The following is a 22,452-nucleotide window of genomic DNA, read 5'->3' on the forward strand; positions in this document are numbered from 1 at the left end:
GGCCCGGCATGCAGCATTGGAATCTGAAAAGGCCGGCTGCTCTATCCCCGAGCCTGCACTTCCCCGGAAAACTGGTAATCATAGCAAACAAGATATAAATCTTCTATTTCCTTTTGCGAAGGAACCCGTGGATTGTTTTGCGGGCTGCCGCTGGCAAGGGCATCAGAAGCCATTTTGTTTATGGCGCTTTCAAACGGTTGCTGTGGAATGCCCCAGCCTCTTAAATTCGGGATATTTAAATCAAGGCACAGCTGCTTGACGGCACGGACGGCAAGATCAGCCGCTTCTTTGCCGGACAGGTCTTTCGCTTCCGGTGAAAAAATTTTCCCGATATCCGCGAGCCTTTCCAAACAGACGGATTTACTGAATTCAAGCACGGCAGGCAACAGCATGGCATTCGATACGCCGTGCGGGACGTGGAAGAGTGCGCCGATCGGCCGGCTCATTCCGTGCACAAGGCAGACAGAAGCGTTGGAAAATGCCATCCCCGCTTGCAAAGAACCGAGCGCCATGGCATCGCGAGCTTCCATATTTTCCCCATCTTCGTAGGCACTTTTTAAGTTCGGGATGATCAGCCGCATAGCGGACAGGGCAAGCGTATCGGTTAACGGATGCGCCCTTCTTGAAATATACGCTTCAATCGCATGGCTTAAGGCATCTACACCGGTCGCCGCTGTCACCGATTTCGGGGAAGACTTTGACAAAACAGGGTCCACAATCGCGACAGCCGGCATAAAGGCAGGCTGCTTGATCATCATTTTGACATCATTGGCCGTATTCGTAATGATCGTGGCGTCTGTCGCTTCTGATCCCGTTCCGGCCGTTGTCGGAACCGCAATATGCGCGACAGGCGGCTTTTCTGCTATTTTCCTTGCCCCCATATAATCGCCGATATAACCGCCGTTCGTTGCTACAACGGCAACGGCCTTGGCTGTGTCAATGCAACTGCCGCCCCCGAGAGAAACCAGCAGGTCGCAACTTTCCTGTTGAAAAAGGGCGAGCGCTTCAGAGACATAGTGGTCAACCGGTTCGGAATTGACACCTGCATACACGGCGCTTTTCACGCCGGCTTCCTGCAAAATGTGCTGGCACGCATCCGCATTGCCAAGCCCGGCCATGATTTTATCTGTGACAATTAAAGCTTTTTTTCCTCTTCGGGCCGCCTCTTCACCGATTTTTTCAAAAGCTTGTTTTCCGTAGAGAATGGTTTGCGGGGTCCGGAATACGGCTTGCCTCATTTTATTTTCACTCCTTTTGCGATGCTGCCTTTTTAAATGCAAAAAGCATGCCAAGAGCGTCTCACAGAATAGGGCCCGTTTCATACCGGAAAAGTGTAGGAAAAATACGACAATTGTAGCGGACTGGCTACACTACAGGCGCTACAGGTTATATTTTTTGATTTTCTGGTAAAGCGTTGTGCGGTGGATACCGAGCAGTTCCGCCGCTTTCGTCTTATTGCCGCCTGCATTTTTCAGTGCCCGAATAATGAGTGCTTTTTCTTGCGCCTCACCCGCTTCTCTAGCGCGGCTGATCAAAGATTCAGCGTAGATGTCTTTTGCCGGTTGAGCCTCATGAATCGCTTCCGGCAGATCGCCACGGCTGATTTCCGGTCCGTCGGCGAGTGTCACAAGCCTTTCCACCGTATTGGCCAGTTCCCTTACATTTCCTTTCCATCCGTAAGCCATCATCGCTGCAACTGCCTCCGAACTAATCCTTTTTTCGGGTAAATCGTAACGCCGGCAAAACGCCTTCAGAAAATGGGAAACCAAACCCGGTATATCTTCTTTTCGTTCGCGGAGCGGGGGCAAATGGATCCGGATAATATTCAGCCGGTAATATAAATCCGCCCGGAACGTGCCGGCTTCTACCATTTCTTCAAGATTGCGATTGGTAGCGGCGACAATCCTCACATTCGTTTTATATTTTTTTACGCCGCCAACCCGCTCGGCTTCTTTTTCCTGAATGGCACGCAGCAGTTTCGTCTGCATGGCGGGCGATAATTCCCCGATTTCGTCCAAAAACAGCGTGCCATTTTCCGCCAATTCAAATTTCCCGGGCTTCCCGCCTTTTTTTGCGCCGGTAAACGCGCCTTCTTCGTAACCAAACAGCTCGGATTCAAACAAAGGCTCCGGAATCGCGCCGCAGTTGACGGTAATAAACAGCCCCCGTGCATACGTGCTCAATTGGTGGATGCTTTTGGCAAACAGCTCCTTTCCAGTTCCGCTTTCCCCTGTTATTAAGACAGTTGCCGAAGTCCGTGCCGCCCTTCTTGCCAGCCGTTTTACGCGGGAGATGCTTTCGCTCGTTCCTAAAATTTGTGTGAAGCCGGCTTGATCCGGCATCTTTTTGGAACCTGTTTTTTCTTTCCGGGCGGACAAAGAATCCTGCTGCAGCCGCTCAAAAATTTGATACAATTCCGAGACGCCTTCGAAAATCAGCATGCCAATCGCGCCGACTACCCGGCCCCCTTTCCAAATCGGGATACGGTGGACGACCATTGCCTGCCCCTGAATATATTGGATGACACCGCGCTCAGGGATGGCCGTTTTGACAGTGACATGCAGATTGGTATTTTCAATGACTTCGGTAACATGCCGCCCGATCGCATCTTCCCGTTTGATGCCTGTAAACCGGCTGTATGCCTCGTTGAATTCGATGAGAATACCATTTTCATCGACAACGGCAATGCCCTCATAAGCGCTCTCCAATACGGCGTTTAAAATCTCTGCTGTGTTTTTTGTTTGCGCCATTTGCCGGATATAGTGCGCAAGGCCGTCCAATAGATCCTGCCTTGTAAGGATGCCGGTGCATTTCCGGTTTTCATTCACGACCGGAAATGCAGTAAAAGGCAGGGACAACACGTCAAGCAGGCTGTCTTGTTCAGAGATTGCGACAAAATTTCTCTTCGGCAGGGCGCGCAAGACCGGTTCGTTTTCCATATGATCCAACAATGCGGCGAGGACATGATGCAGCGTCAGCATCCCGACTGGTTGGTCGGTTTCATCTGCGACCACAAGGCTGCTTAAATTTTGCTTGCGCATGATGCATGCTGCTTCCTGGAACACGGTCCCCGGCCGGATGATATGAGGGCAAGGGGACATCCAGACACCTGCTTTTAACATGCTTTCCGTTTTTTCATAGTAAAGCGGTTTTGCCATTTCTCATTCCCCTTTTTGAAACGAAGGCTGCCGGGATACCCGGCACCATTCCGTTTAAATCGTTTTTAAGCATGCAACGAATAACTTCTTCCTTTCTTGCCGATTTCCTTTTGAAAAGTGCCATTTGTAAAATTTTTTTGCCGGATCAGCATGATTTATCATGGGAAAAAGTTTGCTGTTTGGAGGAAAAAGGGAAAAGGTTGCATGAGCGTATAGTAAAATGAAAAAAGGGTGGTCCGTGATGAAGGAAGAAAAAATGCGTTTTCCATTAAGCCCTAAGCCCAATCCGCAGGCTGTTATAACTGGGGAGCATTACCGGTTTACCGTGCTGACGCCGAAGCTGATTCGCTTGGAATATGCGGAAAACGGCATGTTTGAAGACAGGGCGACACAAACCGTGCTGAACCGGGCGTTTCCGGTACCGGCATTCCGGAAGCTGGAAAACGATGTTTCGCTTGAAATCATCACCGAAGCTTTCCATCTGCACTACCTTAAGAAAGGCCCGTTTTCGCCGAATGCACTTTTTATTGATGTGAAAAGCAATTTTACAAACCACAAGAACCGCTGGTATTTCGGAACACCGGTGGAAACATTGAAAGGCACAGCCAGAACGCTGGACCAGGTGGATGGGGAAATCGATTTGGAAGAAGGCATTCTTTCTAAAAAAGGTTACGCGGTGCTGGATGATTCGGAATCTTTTATTCTTGTTGATGAAGAGACGATTGAACCGCGCAAGAACAAAGGCGTGGATCTTTATTTTTTTGCGTACGGCCGCAGTTATCTGGAGGCATTGCGTGATTTTTACAAACTGACAGGGGCGCCACCGCTTTTGCCCCGGTTTGTGTTCGGAAACTGGTGGAGCCGGTACTGGCCGTATAAAGAGCAGGAATATAAAACGCTTGTGGAGCGGTTTGAAAACGAGGATATTCCTTTTTCTGTCGCCGTGCTGGACATGGACTGGCATCTTGTGGATATTCCGGCAAAATACGGGAGCGGCTGGACAGGCTATACGTGGAATAAGGAGCTGTTTCCGGATCCAAAATCGTTCTTGGACTGGCTGCATGCACGGCATTTAAAAGTAACGCTCAATCTGCATCCAGCCGACGGGGTGCGTGCCTATGAGGAAATGTATCCGGAAATGGCTGTAAAAATGGGCATCGACCCGGAGACGGGAGACCCGATTTTATTCGATATCAACAACCGTTTTTTCCGTGATGCGTATTTTGAGTACCTGCACCATCCGCAGGAAAAAGATGGTGTTGATTTTTGGTGGATTGACTGGCAGCAGGGGACAAACAGTTCGATTGAAGGGCTTGATCCTTTGTGGCTTTTGAATCATTTCCACACCTTGGACAGGTTGAAGTCCGGAAAGCGCCCGCTCATTTTATCACGCTACGCCGGCGCCGGCAGCCACCGTTATCCCATCGGTTTTTCCGGCGATACCGTTGTATCCTGGGACTCTTACCGGTTTCAGCCGTATTTTACGGCAACAGCTTCAAATATTGGCTACTCATGGTGGAGCCATGATATCGGCGGCCACTTCGGCGGGGCGCGTGATGACGAACTGGCTGTGCGCTGGGTGCAGTTTGGCACTTTTAGCCCGATCTTGCGCCTGCACAGCACGCAGAGTGAATTCATGGGGAAAGAGCCGTGGAAATACGGAAAAGAAGCGGCGGATGCAATCAAGGCATTTCTGCGGTTAAGGCACCGGCTGGTTCCGTATCTTTACACGATGAACTGGCGGACGCATCATGACTTGCTGCCGCTTGTCATGCCGATGTATGGTTTGTATCCGCTTAATGAAGAGTCGTATGATGTCCGGCACCAGTACTTTTTCGGCAGCGAACTGGTCGTTGCACCAGTAACGGAAAAAAGAAATCCGGCGCTTGGTCTCGCGTGTGTAAAGGTATGGCTGCCGTTTGGCACGTGGTACGACTTTTTTACCGGCCACCGTTATGAAGGCGGCACGAGGTTAAACGTGTACAGGGGGCTTGGCCGTTTGCCTGTTTTTGCAAAAGCCGGCGCGATCATTCCACTTGCGGGGCACTGCCCGCATAAAAACGGAACCGAAAATCCGAAGCAGCTGGATGTGCTGGTTTTTCCGGGGAGCACAAATACCTTTGTACTGTATGAAGATGACGGGGAAACGCTGGCATATGAAAACGGGGCGTATGCCTTGACGAAATTTGAACTCGACTGGGAGCAGCAGAAATTTATCGTGCATCCGATTGAGGGCGACTCGCGTGTTTTGCCTGCTCCAAGAGAGATCCGGATGCTGTTTCGCGGATTCGGAAACATCGAAATATCCGGGTATTCGGCATCCTATGACGAGGCAACAGAGGATTGCAGCATACGATCCGAAAAAAGGGGCTGCGGTTTCATTTTCGGCCGGCACGCACGATGTTCGCGCACGCCGCTTGCAGGATTTTTACGGGCTGCTAAACGCGGCACAGATTGCTTATCGTTTGAAAGAGGAGATTTATGCTTTGGCCCGGGAAGAAGAGGCGCCTTTGAAAATACTGGCCCGGCTGCGCACCATGAATCTCGACCCGGATTTGTTTGATGCGGTGTTTGAGCTGATCTACAGGGAATAAAGCGGCTGCCTGCCGGGGACAGTTTTTTTGGTGCTGCCTGATGTATTTCATAGGTGTGCTGATTGGATTTGGCGGGTAATTCCCGGAAGGCATACTATTAGATTTGGCAAATGAATTTTGAATGTAAAGTATAAGGATAGAAAAGATGAGTTCAGAAAATCCGGAACTTAAGCTAGGGGAATTATTGCCATTGGAAAGGGAACTTGCAGTTGTGTCATCCTGATTTGGAAAACGGCACGCTTGCTGGTTGCGGGTCAACCGGCAAAATCCGCCTCAACCTGTCGAAAAAAGACAAAATGAGAAGGAAACCAGACTGCCTGCTTCGAATATCTTTAAAGAAGAAGAGAAATTGAGGGGGGACCAAATGGACCGGATTGAACAGCTTGAACTAAGAGTGGCCGTTTTGGAACAGGAAGTGGCAACATTAAAAACTGACCTTGCAGCGAAACAGGGAAACCAGCCGGCCAAAAGGGAAGCCGCTCAAAGCACCATACCAACCACAACCAGCACGCCGGATAAACGGGTTGAGAAAACCGTACCACGCATAGAGGATGCTGAGACACCGGTTCAGGCGAAGCCGGAACCGGTTGATTGGGAATACCGGCTCGGAAGGGTGTGGCTGCCGAGAATCTTTATTTTCGTGCTGCTTCTAGGCATCATTTTTGCCTTTACCATTGTGGCCATTGCGGGGACGGAACTAATCAGGGTTTTGCTCGGTTTTGGCGTGGCCGCTGTGCTGTACTTTTTTGGGGAGAGACAGATTAAGAAACAAATGGTGGCACTTGGAACCGTGCTGCTGTCCGGCGCCGTTTCCGTTGCCATTTTGACGACGTTTGCGATGCATGTTTTGTACGGTTTCGTGCCGCCTTTCATTGCATTTATCCTGAACCTGATCTGGATCGGGCTTGGGCTGTTTCTTTCTGACCGGCACCGTTCGGAAGCGATTGCGATTTTAACTGCATGTGCCGGGTATCTTGTGCCGTTTTTGGTTGAAGGAAAGGAACATGCCGCCCATTTTGTCATTTGGTATGAAACGGCATTTTATGCGCTTTTGCTCTTGTTTGCCGTCCGGAAATCTTACAAAGCGCTGTTTTATACGGCAAGCGGGTTGTGGCATGCCGCCGTTTTTATCCTTTATATCAATCTTTTGATCAATCAAGTTGGTGCAGGGATCTCGTATTCTGTTGTGCTTGGGGCGATCATTCAGCATGTGCTGCTTTGCTGGGTCGCTTTTTACAAGAAGGGGATGGGAGAGGCAACAGTGCTGGTCTTATTCTCAAGCTTTGTGCTGACAACCGGATGGGCTTATAGTACGCTGGAGGAAGTGCCGGGCATATTGCTGCAAGCATCGCTTCAACATGCGCTGTTTAATCTATACTTATTGGCCGCTGCAGTCGCTTACGGCTGGTTTGCCTACTACGGCCGGGAAAAACAAAACCGGGAGCAGATCTCTGTCTCCATTTCCATTTGTACAGTAAGCGTTGTTTATTTCCTATACCAGATTTTGCCTGATCATGTGCTAAATCTTGCCGTGTATTTTATTGTAGCCACGGTCGCCATTTATCTTGGCTTTCATTTTAAAGCAGTCATTCAGCAGGTTATCGGGTTATTGCTTTATATTTTTACAACTTTTCAATTATTTTCCACCGCATGGATCCGGGATGTGTTCAGTGCGGAGACTTTCGTGTGGCTTGTTGTGATCGGGACGATGCTGTTTTTCTACCGGATGCTGGCTGCAGCTTCGTTGAAACAGGAAGGGATCGCCGTAAATGCCTTTTTTCATCTTGTTTTTCTTACCCAGCTGGCAGGTGCGGTTGCAGAAAGCTGGTCCGTCAGCCTGCGGATGATGCTCCAGTCTTTTGTCTGGATGGTATATGCTGCAGCTGGAGTGGCGCTCGGGGTTTGGAAAGACAATAAGAAGATCCGGCTCGCGGGGATGATCCTGCTTTTGATCACGCTTTGTAAACTGATTTTTGTCGATATGCATACCGTCAACCTCTTTATCCGGACGATTTTGTTTATTGCCCTCGGGACAGTTGGGCTACTTGTGTCACGGCTGTTTTATGTAAAAAAATAGCGTGGTATTGCCTTGCACCTATCCCCTGAAAGAAGGCAGGTGATTGGTGCAGTTTTTTTAAAAAAATATGGCTGAAGAGGCGAGCAGTTTCATACGAAACCTGCGCAAAAACAGGGCTGTGCCAGGCATTTCCGGTACAGCCCTGTCCTATTTTCCAAGTATATCCGCCTGGACGATGCATATATTGTATTGATAAACGATGAAATGAAAGCGTAATCATTATTAAAAAGGAGGACAACCCATGGATTTCACGCTGTCAGATGAGCAAAAAATGATTCAGCGAACGGTGCGGGAGTTTGTAAAAAAAGAATTGATGCCACTCGAGCAGGAGGTTTTAAAAAATGAACGCGAGGGGCGGCCGGGCCTGGCGGATAGCGTCATAAAAAATTTGCAAGAAAAAGCGAAGGCAGCCGGTTTCTGGGGGATTAATACGCCGGAAGAATATGGCGGCGCGAACCTCGGCCCCGTGATGACGGCGCTCCTCCAGATGGAACTCGGGCGCACCTTTGTCCCGTTCAGCTTCGGCGGGTCGGCGGACAATATTTTATATGACTGTAATGAGGAACAAAAGCAAAAATATTTAATCCCGGTTATTAACGGTGAGCGGCGGTCATGCTTTGCCTTAACGGAACCGGGGGCGGGGTCTGATGCCGCGAATATTAAAATGACGGCCGTAAAAGACGGGGACCATTGGGTGTTGAACGGCGAAAAAGTGTTCATTACAAACGGCAATGAAGCCGATTTTGCAATGGTATTTGCCGTCACGGACAAGGAAAAAGGGGCAAACGGCGGGGTAACCTGCTTCCTTGTTGATCGTGACATGGGGTGGCGGTCGGAATACATCCAGACGATGGGGGAGTGGGGGCCTGCTTCGCTCGTGTTCGAGGATGTCCGGGTGCCTGAAGCAAATATTCTCGGCGAACCGGGCAAGGGGTTCAGCCTTGGGATGAAGTGGATCGGCCAAGGGCGCTGGCTCATTCCGGCAAGAGCGGTCGGTGCCTCGGAACGGTTATTGCAAATGGCCATGGATTACGCGAAAACACGCGTTACTTTTGGCAAGCCTATTGCAGAACGGCAGGCGATCCAATGGATGATTGCCGATTCCAATGTTGAAATTGAAGCAACAAGGTGGCTCGTTCTCCATGCGGCATGGCTTTCTGAAACGGGAAAGGATAACCGGCACTATGCCTCGATTGCAAAACTGTACGGCAGCAATATGGCCAACCGGGTTGTGGACCGGGTGCTCCAAATCCACGGCGGCATGGGGTATACGAAAGAACTGCCGATTGAGCGGTGGTACCGGGAAATGCGGCTGTGGCGGATTTTCGAAGGCACGGACGAAATCCAGCGCTACATCATCTCCCGGAACCTGCTACGTGGGCATGTGAAAGTGGGGGAATTAATGGATTAACGGCTCATGCCCGGGCGGATAGAAAAAGCGCGTCTCCCGTCACTTTAACATAAATGGGGTGAAAAAATGCCGTTATTACAGGATTTGCTGGAACAAAACATTGCACAGTTTGGCGAATACCCGCTGTTTTATTACAGCGGGAAGGCTTACAGCAATCTGGATGCGCAAAAATACGCCAACCGGATTGCCGGGAACCTGCAAAAAAACGGTATCCGGAAAGGAGACCGGGTGCTCGTTTGCATGCCCAACTGCCCGGAAGTGCTGTTTTCCTATCAGGGCATCGCAAGGACCGGCGCCATCATCGTACCGGTCATGTTTTTGCTGCATGCTGAAGAAATCGCCTATATTCTTCGGAATTCCGGTGCCAAGGCTGTTATCACAGACGCCGCTACAATGCCAAAACTCAGGCAGGCCCTTTCCGGATTGCCGGAAAAACCGGTTGTTTTTTCGGCGGACGGTATAGCATCCGACCCGTTGGAAAATGCCTTCACGCCGGTAATGGGAATCCGGGAAGACAATCCCGCTGTCATTTTATATACATCTGGCACAACCGGCAGTCCAAAAGGGGTCATCTTAACGCACAGGAATTTGTATTCGAATGCGGTGAATTCTGCAGCAAACACGAAAGAGGGGCAAGGGCGCGAAGTGACAATTGGTGTCCTGCCGCTTGCCCATGTGTACGGACTGACTGTTTCAAATGTATGCTATATCAAAGGGTATTCTGTCGTTGTTTTTGCAAAATTTGAGCCGGAACAGGTTTTTGCAGCAATTGAAAAATATCGGGTCCGGTCTTTCTCGGTGGTCCCGGCAATGGTGTATGCAATGTACCATCACCCGAAGGCAGAAGCGTACGACCTGTCGAGCCTCGAATCCCTTTGCTCCGGTTCAGCGCCACTGCCGGAAGCATTGCGGCGAGGATTTCTGGAAAAATTCGGGGTGGAGGTGCTGGAAGGCTACGGGCTGTCGGAAGCTGCGCCGGTTGTCAGTTCTTATAAGGAGGGCATGCCGTATAAACCAGGGTCTGTCGGTGTGCCGATCCCTGGCGTTGAGATTAAAATTGTGGACCCGAATGATTTGGAAGTGCCGGCTGGCGAGGTCGGGGAGCTGGTCGTCCGCGGCGATAACATCACCCCTGGCTATTACCAAAATAGAGAAGAAACAGCGCGGGTTTTAAAGAACGGATGGCTTTATACAGGGGATCTTGCGAAAGTGGATGAAGACGGCTATTTGTATATCGTCGACCGTAAAAAAGATTTAATCATTCGCGGCGGTTTTAATATTTATCCGCGTGATATCGAAGAACTGCTTGCCCGCCACCCCGCTGTGCTGGAGACAGCGGTGATCGGTGTGCCAGATGAGCGGATGGGGGAAGAAGTGCTCGCTTTTATCGTGAAGAAGCCGGGAGACGAAACGTCAGCGCAGGATTTGGCCGCATATTGCCTCAAGCATCTCGCGAAAAACAAAGTGCCAAAAAAATTTGTCTTTTTAGATGACCTGCCGCGCAACGGGGTCGGGAAAATTTTAAAAACGCAGCTGAGGAAACAATCTGCCGATTTGCAACCGTAATGGCGGTTGTTTTTTTCTTTCTATAAAAATGAACAAAATGTCGCAGCTCTGTTGCCCGCTGTAAAAAATATTCATCATGAAAATTGCTGCTCGGAATTGATTTAAAAACTTAAGTTCATTTTATATAGCGTCTGGGATACACTGGTCTCGGCACGGAAAGAGGCTTTTACAGGAAAAATAGCGGCGAAGCGGGCGCCGCTACCTGTTATTGGAGTTGTGTCGGGACAGAAGATGTGTGATAGAAAATATTTTCCCTTGTTAACTGAAAGTGCTGCAAAAATGCTTCAAAATAAGCTTCAAACGGTTCCCCATTACGCACAAGCCTGTCGAGGTGCTTGGCGATGCCGACGATTTCGGAAATCACAAGTTGCGGGTTCTGTTCTAGATTTTTCCGGAAATAAAAAATTTCTTCGTAGATCATTTCGTCCGGCGCCACACCCCGCTTTACAGCAAACCGCGTTTTTTCTTCGCGCTCGTAAATTTTGTTGATATACCGCTTCAGCAATTCTTCATATGTTTTTCTGTCCACCACCCCTTTATGGTGTGAAGTGATGAAAATTTGCGCATCTGTTTCCAACGTGGTTTTCGCGGATGCGATAAAGGCGTCAATGTCAGAGTCGGCGTTGTTGTACCACGGTCCGAAAGAGGCCAGGTCAAAATCGCCGGCAAACAGGACACCGTGTTCCGGAAAATACGGGCAGCAGTATCCTTCCGTATGGCCGGGCGCATGGATCATCAACATTTTCGTCCCATATACATTGAGCTCTTCCCCGTACGGATACCATTTTTCCGTAAGGTTCAGCACCGGCTGCCAGTGCGGGCGGTCCCAGTTTTCAGGCGGTTTCTCAAACAGCTGCTTCATCCACTTTTTGCGGCTCTCCGGGTCGGCCGGGCTCAGCATACCGCTCGCTTTTGCCAGCTCTTCAACATCATTCAGTTTTTTTACATCATATGGATTGATTTGAATTTCGGCGTCTTTAAACAGGTACGCGCCCCAAATATGGTCCAGATGGTAATGGGTCAAATAAACAGACCGAATGGCGTATTCCTTTTTTATTTCATTTAAAATTTGAAAGCCGCTGCCGCAGTCAATGAGCGCCGCCCCCTGCCCGCCCTCGACGAGAAGCGAGGTACTGAACGGGACGCGGCTGCCGTTTTCCCCCGTAATGACGGTAAGCGGCCCGAATTTCGTATATGCCATGGGTAAGACCCCCTTTAAAATGAATGATCATTCATTTTTCTTTATTATAATGAATTTGAACCATTTTGTCTATTGCAAAAATACCTTTAACAATCTTCCCATATACGCTCTCATTGCCTTTTCCAAATCATAACCCCCATCATGCAAGCACCAGTCATACGTGACGCCCCGTGCTGCAATGAAGAGGTACTCCGTGATTTTTTCTGCAGGCATATCACGAACCATCTGATGATTAGCCAAAAACGTACAAGAAGAGCGTCGGGAAATACCCGGTATAGTGCCGAGAAAAACGTGAGATATACGGAACAAAATCATCCTTGAGTTTGCGGGCATTCATTGGTATAGTAAAAATAGCACATTAAATTTTGGCAACTTTCAATATTAAAGGGGAGTAGAAATGATCGAGTTTAAGAGCGTTTCTAAAGTTTATCCGAATGGGACACGAGGGTTAAACAATGTGAACCTGACGATACATAAGGGTGAGTTTGTCGTAATTGTCGGTCTTTCCGGCGCGGGAAAGTCTACATTACTGCGCTCAATTAACCGACTGCATGAAATCACGGAAGGTGAAATTCTGATTGATGGCAAGTCGATTACCGCTGCCAAGGGAAAGGAACTTCGTTATATCCGCCGTGATATCGGGATGATTTTCCAAAACTTTAACTTAGTGAAACGTTCTACGGTACTGCGTAATGTGTTATCCGGCCGTGTTGCCTACCATTCAACCCTCCGAACAATCTTGGGTCTGTTCCCGAAAGAAGATATGGATCTTGCCATGGATGCGTTGGAACGTGTAAATATAAAAGAAAAAGCGTATTCGCGTGCAGATGAATTATCTGGTGGGCAGCAGCAGCGCGTTTCGATTGCGCGGGCGCTCGCACAGGGGGCAAAAATCATTCTAGCAGATGAACCGGTAGCGTCGCTCGATCCGCTCACCACAAAGCAGGTAATGAATGACCTCAAACGGATTAACCAGGAGCTGGGGATTACAACGGTCGTAAATCTTCACTTCGTTGATTTGGCGAAGGCCTACGCGACAAGAATTATTGGCATCCGTGCCGGGAACATCGTGTTTGACGGCCCCGTATCTGAAGCGACAGATGATGTTTTCGCTGATATTTACGGCCGTAATCTGAAGGATGATGAGCTATTAGGGGGTGCGTTGTAATGGATGTAATCAGGCGGAAAAGAGTGGCAAGGATAAAGACAAGCCTGACCATCCTTTTCCTGATACTTATCATTTGGGGGAGCGCGCATACTACACAAGTCTCTTTGGCAGCATTGTGGGCAGGCCGCAGAAACATGGGGTCGTTATTGAATGAAATGTTCCCCCCTGACTGGCATTACTTCAGTTCCGTCACCAAGCCGATGCTTGCTACGATCCGCATGGCGATTTTGGGGACAACCTTTGGCGGCATCGCAGCGATTCCTGTTGCCCTGCTTGCATCAAGCAATGTTGTGAAAATACCGGTCATCTACCAAATTGCCCGCGTCATGATGAACTTGATCCGGACGCTGCCTGAGCTGCTGCTTGCCGCATTGTTCGTACCGGTTTTCGGGATCGGTGAAATACCAGGAATATTTGCGTTGGCGGTTTTTTCATTCGGGGTCATCGCCAAGCTTTTCTATGAATCGATTGAAGCGATTGACAGTGGGCCGCTTGAATCCATGACAGCGGTGGGCGCCAATAAAATCCAGTGGATCTTTTTCGGAGTAGTGCCGCAAGTGACGGCAAGCTATATGTCGTATTTCCTTTATAGTTTTGAAATTAATGTTCGTGCGGCAGCTGTTCTGGGGTATGTCGGCGCTGGCGGAATCGGGCTGTATTTAAATAATGCCCTCGGTTTTTTCCAATATAACCAAGTGCTCACGATCATTTTATACACGTTTGTTGTCGTTCTGATCATTGATGGCTTAAGTAATCGGATAAGGGAGAAATTAATATGAGGGGTCAATCGGATTTGGTAAAAAAACCGCTGCTGAAGAGGATCAAAACATGGGCGATTGTGCTGATTGTCGTTCTGATCTATGCATGGGCATTCGGCAGTGCACCCCATCTTGAATTAAAAGATACGGCGGCACAGGCATTAAAAGCGATCATTCATGGGTTCATCCACCCCGATTTCGGCTATATTTATGATCCGGACGGGGAAGATTTGTTGCATGCTCTCCTTGAAACATTAGCAATCGCGGTTTTAGGGACATTTATCTCGGCAGTTCTATGCGTGCCGTTTGCGTTTTGGGCAGCGCGGAATATGAGCAAGTATTATGTCGTTTCCACGCTTGGAAAAGTGGTTTTAAGCAGTATTCGCGTATTTCCGGAGCTGATTATGGCACTTTTGTTTATTAAATCGGTCGGGCTTGGCGCTTTTGCCGGGATACTGGCACTTGGTTTCCATTCGATCGGGATGCTTGGAAAACTGTTCGGAGAGTCGATTGAAAATATGAATTTTTCTGCCAGAGAGGCGCTGATCGCATCGGGTGCAAACCGGATCCAGGTGCTGTGGTTTGCAATTCTGCCGGAAGTCATGCCAGCTTTTATGTCATACACGCTGTACCGGTTTGAAATTAGCGTACGGTCGGCGGCAATTTTGGGAATTGTCGGTGCCGGCGGAATCGGTGCACCGCTGATTTTTGCTTTAAACGGCCACTCATGGGACCGGGTTGGAATTATTCTTTGGGGTATTATTATAATGGTTACGATAATCGACTATATTTCCGGATCGATCCGCAAGCGTTTGATATAACAAGCGGTTTTTTCGATAAACATGGACTGTTCAATTAGGATAATAGATAAAAGAAAAGGCTGCCTGCAGTGCTTTATTAACGCCCTGCAGGCAGCCTTTTCAGTGCGCCGTGCATGGCGATTCGCTAGGCGGTGTAAGTCCGCTATGGGGGTAGGTAGCGACCAACCATTAGCCAAGAGCAAGGGTGTCCATCGTGAGATGGAATCTGAAGGAAGCTGGAGGCAAAATTCTGACCCGAGGAACACGAACATCATTAGGCGTACTCTCACAGGGTAAGGCGGCTGAACAAGTCAAAGCCCAAAAGCTATCCGGATGTGGAAACGTAAATGGTGCGGGTACATGGAATGAAAGTGAATCACCTTACCACGGGAGGTCTCACGGACAGGTGGAAACAGAGTATGAAACCTGGTTGAAACAAGATTTGCCGTGAGAAGTCAGCAGAAGCCATAGTACGGAGATGCCTGGAGCATCGAAGGAAGGGCTGAACTAAAGGAAGTGGAAGTCAATGAAAGTTACCGAAGAAACGAACAAATGCAGAAAACAGGAAGAAACCTGCTGTCAAAAAGATACTGCGGAACAGGAAGGATATGGCAGAGGGCATAGTTTCAAGAGGATAACTGAAAACAACACCACTAACACCAACAGACAGAACGAATGGATGCTCGAACGAATCCTTTCAAGTAATAACCTGCACCGTGCCTATAAAAAGGTAAAGAAAAACAAAGGTGCGGGCGGTGTCGATGGAATGAAAACAGGTGAACTTTTGGCATACCTAACTGAACATCAGAGGGAACTCGTCCTCTCCATTCGAAATGGGACATACAAGCCCCAACCCGTTAGAAGGGTAGAAATTCCAAAAGACAACGGGAAAACAAGGAAACTTGGAATACCAACGGTAGTAGACCGAGTCATCCAACAAGCCATTTCGCAGGTCCTAGTCCCTATATATGAAAGAAAGTTCTCAGACAATAGCTATGGTTTCCGACCACATAGAAGTACACATCAGGCACTTCTCAAGTGCCAAAAGAATGTAAATGAAGGATACCAGTATGTAGTAGACCTGGACTTAGAACAGTACTTTGACACGGTAAACCATAGTAAGCTTATCCAGATATTGAGTGAAACAATTCACGACGGACGTGTAATCTCCTTAATCCATAAATTCCTAAATGCAGGTGTTATGATCAAAGGAATAAGGACAACAAATGATTTCGGTGTTCCACAAGGAGGACCACTAAGTCCGCTTCTTGCCAATGTAATGTTAAACGAATTGGATAAAGAAATGGAAGCAAGAAATCACCGATTTGTCCGTTACGCTGATGATGTGATCATATTCTGTAAAAGCCGAAGAAGCTGCGAAAGAACATACCATAACATTCTCCCATTCATTGAGAGGAAATTGCGACTCAAAGTGAACCGAGAGAAGACGATGATCACACATATTAGAAACATCAAGTTCCTGAGTTATGGATTCTACCTTTATGAAGGAAAATGCAAATTCCGGGTACACCCGAAGGGTGTTCAAAAATTAAAGGAGAAAATTCGCAGAATCACAGGAAGAAGCAACGGATTAAGCGTAGAGGAAAGAAAGAAAAGGCTAAACGACACTGTCCGAGGATGGGTAAATTACTACAAGCTAGCGGATATGAAAAGTCTGGTAACCAGACTGGACCAATGGACACGAAGAAGAATGCGAATGGTAACTTGGAAAAGATGGAAGAGAGTACGCACAAGATTTTATTGGCTCAAGAAATTAGGGATCAATAAAAGAAAGGCGTGGGAATGGGCTAACACAAGAAAAGGCTACTGGAGAATCTCCGGCAGCCATATCTTAGCTAGAACCCTTACAAACGAACTCTTCCGAAGAGCAAGGTATATAAGTTTTCTGGATTACTATCTGTCTGTACGGTCGTAAACTTTAGAACCGCCGTGTACGGAACCGTACGCACGGTGGTGTGAGAGGTCGGCTAATCAAATAATGATTAGCCTCCTACTCGATTGCGTTTTCGTGCTTATTTTCCGATTTTCTGGACTTTTTCGCTGTATTCTCGAACAGTATCGAAGTTCGCATCGGATGATTTTTTATAGCCGACATGTGTGTAAATATCTTTGATGATTTTTTGACCTTTTGGATCATTTCCAATTTTGATAAAAGCGTCAGTGACCTTGTCTTTCCACTTTTTAGACATATCCGGCCGTACACTAATCGTGTCATTTGGAATTTTCTCCGTCAAGAATAAGTAATGCGTTGTTTTATAAATATTCGGGTACTCTTTTTCAACAATATTACGGGCATCGACAAAGACGGCAGCAGCATCAACGTCACCCGACATCAGCGCCTGCACGCCTTTGTCATGGCCCTGCAGTTGGACGCCGGTTACATCTTTTTGCGCATCGACACCGGCTTTTTTCATTTCAACGGCCGGCCATACATACCCCGCAGAAGATGTTGGTGACTGCCAGCCAATCTTTTTACCTTTTAAATCTTTGATGCTTTTAATGTTAGAATCATTTTTAACAAGCATGCCGGAATAATAGTAATCCACTTTTTCCGAAGTGGGTTTTCCGGTTTTCGGATCCACCCCGTAGCGGAGCGCCTGTAATAAGACATCTGCATAGTGTTTTTTATGGGCAAGCACATAATCCGTTGGCGGCAGGAATCCGATATCCAGCTGCTTCGAACCCAATGCTTCCACAATACTGTTGTAATCCGTTGTCACTGTTACGGTGACCGGAATGCCGAGTTCTTTTGACAATAGTTTCCCCAGCGGTTTAGCTTTCGCTTCCAATGTTTCGGCATTCTGGGAAGGCACAAAGCCGATTTTCAGTTCTTTAGGTGTATAGGAACTGCTGCTGGAGTGGCTGCTATTCCCTGATTTTTCCCCGTTACTCCCGCAACCGGCAGCCAAGGAGGAAGTCAGTCCTAAAACGACAAACAGTGCAAGAAACTTTTTCAGCATACATTTACCCCCAACTTTATCATGATGGATTTACCTTCACTTTCAGTTTCATTATATACTACATGGAAAACAAAACAAACAAAATTTTAATTGTTTATAAATGTTTTAACAACGCAGAAAAAATGGGGATTTTTGAACATACATGGAAAATGTAAAAGAAAAAAGCTACAATGTGGATAATGAGATGTCGAAAAGAAAGGAAATAGGGATGAAAACATTTGAGCTGGTGATACTTGAAACAAGCGATATTCATGGAAATATTCTGCCGATCAATTATGGAACAAATGAGGAAGCGGCTGTTGGGTTGGCAAAAATCTCCACTTTGGTCAAAACAGAACGCGCACGGCAAAAGCACGTGCTGCTTCTTGATAATGGAGACCTTATTCAAGGGACGCCGCTAACCTACTATTATGCAAGGATTGATTCAGAAGGGCCCAACCCGATGGTGCTTGCTGCCAATTCGTTGCAGTACGATGCAGCCGTGCCGGGAAATCATGAGTTTAACTATGGGCAAGCGCTGCTCCTGGGGGCGGTGAAGGAATCCCATTTCCCGTGGCTGTCCGCCAATATTTTAAACGAGCAGACGAAAATGCCTTATTTTGGGCGCCCCTATATCATAAAAAAATTCGCGGAAGGATTGAAAGTGGCCGTACTGGGATTGACTACTCCTTATATCCCAAACTGGGAGCAGCCGCAGCATATCAGCGGGATGTTGTTTGCCGACCCTGTTGAAACGGCAAAACAGTGGGTGAAATTTTTGCGTGAAAAAGAACAGGCAGATATCGTCATCCTCTCTTACCACGGCGGATTTGAACGGGACTTGGACAGCGGCGAACCGACAGAAGACTTGACAGGTGAAAATCAGGGTTACCAGCTGTGCCAGAAAGTATCCGGAATCGATGTGCTTTTGACCGGTCATCAGCACCGGATGATCGCTGGAAAAGCAATCAACGGGGTGACGGTGGTACAGCCAGGCAATAACGGCAGGGCGGTAGGAAAAGTTGTATTGCAATTGGAAAAACAACAGGGACACTGGCGCTGTGTTCAGAAGACATCAGAACTTTTGTCTGTTGAAACAGTAAAAGCCGACCCTGCGATTATTTCTCTTGCCAAACCATATGAAGAGGCGACACAGGCCTGGCTTGACCAGCCAATCGGTAAAATTGAAGGGGATATGCTCGTGCATAACCCGATGGAAGTCCGCTTGAAAGATCATCCCCTGATTGAATTTATGAATCGCGTGCAAATGGAAGCGACTGGGGTAGACATATCATGCACAGCACTATTTGATAACCAGTCGCCAGGCTTTCCTGAAAACGTGACGATGCGGGATGTTGTTTCCAACTACATTTATCCGAATACCTTTAAGGTTATCCGAATTACCGGAGCAGATATAAAAGCGGCACTTGAGCGTTCGGCTAGCTATTTTAAGACTAGTAACGGCGGGACAATCGAAGTCAACCCCGCTTTTTCGAACCCAAAACCACAGCATTATAATTATGATATGTGGGAGGGCATCGACTATGTGATCGATCTGTCAAAACCAGTCGGCAAACGGGTTGTCAAACTCGAATACAAAGGAAAGCCCGTTGATCCGGCCGCCGAATATGATGTCGTGATGAATAACTACCGGGCCGGCGGTGGCGGTGATTATTTGATGTTCAAGGGTAAGCCTGTTGTAAAAGATGTGCAAATCGACGCGGCCGAACTGATCGCCAACTACATTTTAGAACGGAAAGTGATTCGGGCAACGGTGGATCACAATTGGAAAGTGATTTTTTAAAGAAAGTGTATGTCACATGGCCAAAATGGTAAAGCCCAATGCGATGCGGCTGCTTGATGACCATAAATGCCCATACGGCTGTCACTTTCAATTCCACTAATGGACTGTGTCGTGACTTTTCTCAGAAACGCGGTAGCCAAAAGCCCACAAAAAGAGTATCGGGAAATACCCGGCATAGTCCGACGTGATATAAAAGTAGATGGGCTGAAACTTTTTACACTTTTTGCGATTTTGATTATAATAGGCTTTGTACATATTGGGACGAGGAGGGAATGCCAGTGGCAAAGTTAGATGAGACATTGTCCATGTTGAAAGATTTAACCGATGCAAAAGGGATTGCCGGCAATGAAGCAGAAGTGCGTGCCGTTGTCAAAAAATATATAGAGCCCTATGCCGATGAACTCGACACAGACGGCCTCGGCAGCTTAATTGCGAAGAAAACGGGGCAGGCGGACGGTCCGAAGATTATGATCGCCGGCCATATGGATGAAGTTGGGTTCATGGTGACGCAAATTGATGAGTCAGGCTTTCTGCGCTTCCAAACGATCGGCGGCTGGTGGTCACAGGTGATGCTTGCCCAACGCGTTACGGTTGTAACAGATAAGGGTGATGTGACAGGTGTGATCGGATCGAAGCCACCGCATATTTTATCACCGGATGCACGCAAGAAATCGTACGATATCAAGGATATGTTCATTGATATTGGTGCCACAAGCCGGGAAGAAGCGCTTGAGTGGGGCGTAAAACCGGGCGACATGGTGGTGCCTTACTTTGAATTTACGGTTATGAAAAATGAAAAAATGCTGCTTGCCAAAGCCTGGGATAACCGGATCGGCTGTGCAGTTGTCATTGATGTGCTAAAGAATCTGCATAAAGAAAACCATCCGAACATCGTTTACGGCGTAACAAATGTCCAGGAAGAAGTGGGCTTGCGCGGTGCGAAAACGGCAGCCAGCAAAGTGAAACCGGATATTGCCTTTGCACTTGATGTCGGGATTGCCGGGGACACACCGGGAATCTCCGAAAAAGAAGCGCTTAGCAAAATGGGCAAAGGTCCGCAAATCGTGATTTACGACGCTTCAATGGTGGCGCATAAAGGCTTGCGCGATACGGTTGTGAAAGTTGCTGAAGAGTTGAATATCCCGTACCAGTTTGAATCGATTCCGGGCGGCGGAACAGACGCCGGCTCCATTCACTTAACGGGCAGCGGCATTCCATCTCTTGCCATCACGATTGCAACACGCTATATCCACTCGCACGCCGGCATCTTGCACCGTGATGATTACGAAAATACTGTTAAACTGATAACAGAAGTGATCAAACGTCTCGATCGCAAAACAGTAAACCATATTATTTTTGACTAAAATCATAAAAAATCCGGGCACTTTTTGATGCCTGGATTTTTTTATGAATAAAGTTTCCCGACAGTTCACCAAAAAGCCCTGTATGCAAAAGTTTGCCACCAAGTATTTTCTCCTTTTGTCCGTCTTTCCTCTTATTGGTATCTCATGGGGATGATGATTGCCGCCACCATCTGAATATCCTGGTTTTAGTTAGTGGAGAAAGGGAAATAAGTAACCAAGCTAGCCTAAAAGACCTAATTTTTGAAAAAATATTGAAACGAGAAGCTGGTTGATAGAAAATATTGGTAAAATAAACCGTTTGTACACTCGAACAAGGGGAGGCGGTGAGCGAAGGATGGATAAAAGCGATCTGATCCGCAAAAGGGAAAACATGCAGGCTCAGGCAGCAGCGGCGAGGCAGGATGCTGCACTGCTTGAAGAAAAAATCGAGCGGCTGTATCGGGCAAAGGGGCGAATGGAGGGAGTCATTGAAGGCGCATGGCAGCACGAAAGGAAGGTGGCGCATATTGATTTTCATCCACCCTCTTGGAAAGGCACAACGAAAAATAAGTATTTGAATCACTTGTATAAAATAGAGTCGTCTGTACGCCAATATGTGCACCATCTCCGAAATACGGAGGACAGGCTGGAAGAAGAAATTCGGCGTCTTTCGAATCAGCTGAATGAGGCACAAAGCAATTTATCATATTTGCAATCGCATATTTCTAACTTGAGCCAGGAAATTGCGGAAGGGGTTTAAGTGATGGGAGAAATTGCGATCAATCAAACCGTCTTCCGTGCAGTGCTCAGCCAAGCGGACAGTACCAGGTCTACGCTTGAAGGCATTAAGCCGGTAAAAATAACACTGCAGCAGACGGATTTAAAAAGCATGAGAGAACAGCTTGAAATAGTTGGGAAACTGAAGAAAGCGTTTGAACTGTACAGCGCGCTTCTTGATGCGGATTTGCAGAAACTGGAACAATTAGGGAATGAGATGGTACAGCAGGATGATCAAATCGGCCAGTCTTTTCACAGGCTTGAGAATTAAAGAGGGGAAAGGGTTGAATGTTGCACCATGAAAGTTGAATTTGAAGAGCTGCTGGATCTGCAAAAAGAAATCGACCGGAGCACAAAAGAATTAACGGCAAAGCTGGAAACTGTAAGGCAAAAAACAAACGCGATCAGTAGGCTGCAATCTTTTAAAGGGAAAGCGGCAGATTCAGCAAAACATTATTTTCACACCACCCACGGCGAAATGATTGAAGCACTGGTGACAGCTGCCCGGCAAGTTCAGCACCGGTACAACCAAATCATTTCCGAATTTGAGGGTACAGTGGATGATTCACCGGGCGCGGTACTGCACGCTGATTATATGCATAACCTTAATCAAAAAACGCGCATATTGAAAAACCAAATGATGGACATCCACCATGAAGGCGCGCAAGTTTTACACAGCATTTCGGATATCGTATCCATTCCGGCACCGGACTTGGGCCATTTCATAGAAAGCGCTGAAGCATCATAAAAATTTGCGAATGAAGTGAATGAAAAACTCCACGCCTTTGACCGCAAAGCCCTGCAAATCGTCGAAGAAAGCCGCCGCGACGTGGAC

At 47.7% G+C, this 22,452-nt stretch carries 17 protein-coding genes; 13 read left to right on the forward strand and 4 right to left on the reverse strand.

The annotated features are described in order from the left end of the window. Window positions 1-41: 41 nt before the first annotated feature. The gene (locus NSS95_RS02485; RefSeq protein ID WP_014096100.1) at window positions 42-1,238 is read right to left on the reverse strand and encodes an iron-containing alcohol dehydrogenase; all 1,197 of its coding nucleotides are present in this window, start codon (window positions 1,236-1,238) and stop codon (window positions 42-44) included. A 141-nt stretch (window positions 1,239-1,379) separates the two neighbouring features. Continuing rightward, window positions 1,380-3,158 (reverse strand): sigma-54-dependent Fis family transcriptional regulator, encoded by a 1,779-nt coding sequence (locus NSS95_RS02490; protein ID WP_014096099.1) that lies wholly within the window; start codon window positions 3,156-3,158, stop codon window positions 1,380-1,382. A 241-nt stretch (window positions 3,159-3,399) separates the two neighbouring features. Here NSS95_RS02490 and NSS95_RS02495 point away from each other — a divergent pair, with 241 nt between their 5' ends. The 4 genes from NSS95_RS02495 (at window position 3,400) to NSS95_RS02510 (ending at window position 10,806) form a co-directional block, all read left to right on the forward strand. After that, the gene (locus NSS95_RS02495; RefSeq protein ID WP_340713769.1) at window positions 3,400-5,721 is read left to right on the forward strand and encodes a glycoside hydrolase family 31 protein; all 2,322 of its coding nucleotides are present in this window, start codon (window positions 3,400-3,402) and stop codon (window positions 5,719-5,721) included. A 395-nt stretch (window positions 5,722-6,116) separates the two neighbouring features. Then, a complete protein-coding gene (locus NSS95_RS02500; RefSeq protein WP_061565681.1) occupies window positions 6,117-7,829 on the forward strand; it encodes a DUF2339 domain-containing protein in 1,713 nt (570 codons plus the stop codon). Window positions 7,830-8,070: 241 nt separating this feature from the next. Further along, complete coding sequence (locus NSS95_RS02505) at window positions 8,071-9,240, forward strand: acyl-CoA dehydrogenase family protein (protein WP_061565680.1); 1,170 nt, start codon at window positions 8,071-8,073, stop codon at window positions 9,238-9,240. Between the two features lie 66 nt (window positions 9,241-9,306). Next, complete coding sequence (locus NSS95_RS02510) at window positions 9,307-10,806, forward strand: class I adenylate-forming enzyme family protein (protein ID WP_061565679.1); 1,500 nt, start codon at window positions 9,307-9,309, stop codon at window positions 10,804-10,806. Between the two features lie 205 nt (window positions 10,807-11,011). Here the strand turns inward: NSS95_RS02510 and NSS95_RS02515 are convergent, their stop codons facing one another. After that, window positions 11,012-12,007, reverse strand: coding sequence for an MBL fold metallo-hydrolase (locus NSS95_RS02515; protein ID WP_061565678.1), 996 nt, complete (start codon window positions 12,005-12,007; stop codon window positions 11,012-11,014). A 397-nt stretch (window positions 12,008-12,404) separates the two neighbouring features. Here NSS95_RS02515 and phnC point away from each other — a divergent pair, with 397 nt between their 5' ends. From phnC to ltrA, 4 genes are all read left to right on the forward strand, one after another. Then, complete coding sequence (gene phnC / locus NSS95_RS02520; RefSeq protein ID WP_019722145.1) at window positions 12,405-13,175, forward strand: phosphonate ABC transporter ATP-binding protein; 771 nt, start codon at window positions 12,405-12,407, stop codon at window positions 13,173-13,175. Further along, on the forward strand, window positions 13,175-13,954 hold the full coding sequence (gene phnE, locus NSS95_RS02525) for a phosphonate ABC transporter, permease protein PhnE (RefSeq protein ID WP_013858423.1): 780 nt from the start codon (window positions 13,175-13,177) through the stop codon (window positions 13,952-13,954). Before phnC ends, phnE (NSS95_RS02525) begins: the two co-directional genes overlap by 1 nt. Then, complete coding sequence (phnE, locus tag NSS95_RS02530) at window positions 13,951-14,754, forward strand: phosphonate ABC transporter, permease protein PhnE (RefSeq protein WP_013858424.1); 804 nt, start codon at window positions 13,951-13,953, stop codon at window positions 14,752-14,754. Before phnE (NSS95_RS02525) ends, phnE (NSS95_RS02530) begins: the two co-directional genes overlap by 4 nt. A 505-nt stretch (window positions 14,755-15,259) precedes the next feature. Then, entirely contained in the window at window positions 15,260-16,669 is a 1,410-nt protein-coding gene (ltrA, locus tag NSS95_RS02535; RefSeq protein WP_043052493.1) for a group II intron reverse transcriptase/maturase, read from the forward strand. 97 nt (window positions 16,670-16,766) lie between these two features. Here the strand turns inward: ltrA and NSS95_RS02540 are convergent, their stop codons facing one another. Further along, window positions 16,767-17,714, reverse strand: a complete 948-nt coding sequence (locus tag NSS95_RS02540) for a phosphate/phosphite/phosphonate ABC transporter substrate-binding protein (protein ID WP_013858425.1) — start codon at window positions 17,712-17,714, stop codon at window positions 16,767-16,769. Between the two features lie 142 nt (window positions 17,715-17,856). On the opposite strand from NSS95_RS02540, the gene NSS95_RS02545 reads away from it, so the two are divergent. The 5 genes from NSS95_RS02545 to NSS95_RS02565 all read left to right on the forward strand — a co-directional run bounded on the left by NSS95_RS02545 (window position 17,857) and on the right by NSS95_RS02565 (window position 22,365). Further along, window positions 17,857-19,497, forward strand: a complete 1,641-nt coding sequence (locus tag NSS95_RS02545; protein ID WP_035190207.1) for a bifunctional metallophosphatase/5'-nucleotidase — start codon at window positions 17,857-17,859, stop codon at window positions 19,495-19,497. 278 nt (window positions 19,498-19,775) lie between these two features. Further along, a complete protein-coding gene (locus NSS95_RS02550) occupies window positions 19,776-20,861 on the forward strand; it encodes a M42 family metallopeptidase (RefSeq protein WP_327077377.1) in 1,086 nt (361 codons plus the stop codon). A gap of 334 nt (window positions 20,862-21,195) precedes the next feature. Then, a complete protein-coding gene (locus tag NSS95_RS02555; protein ID WP_061565516.1) occupies window positions 21,196-21,600 on the forward strand; it encodes a DUF5082 domain-containing protein in 405 nt (134 codons plus the stop codon). A 3-nt stretch (window positions 21,601-21,603) separates the two neighbouring features. Beyond that, entirely contained in the window at window positions 21,604-21,888 is a 285-nt protein-coding gene (locus NSS95_RS02560; RefSeq protein WP_061565515.1) for a DUF5344 family protein, read from the forward strand. Between the two features lie 27 nt (window positions 21,889-21,915). Beyond that, complete coding sequence (locus NSS95_RS02565; protein ID WP_235601895.1) at window positions 21,916-22,365, forward strand: T7SS effector LXG polymorphic toxin; 450 nt, start codon at window positions 21,916-21,918, stop codon at window positions 22,363-22,365. Window positions 22,366-22,452: the final 87 nt, after the last annotated feature.

Source organism: Weizmannia sp. FSL K6-3076 (assembly GCF_038007245.1).
Lineage (GTDB): Bacteria > Bacillota > Bacilli > Bacillales > Bacillaceae_C > Weizmannia > Weizmannia faecalis.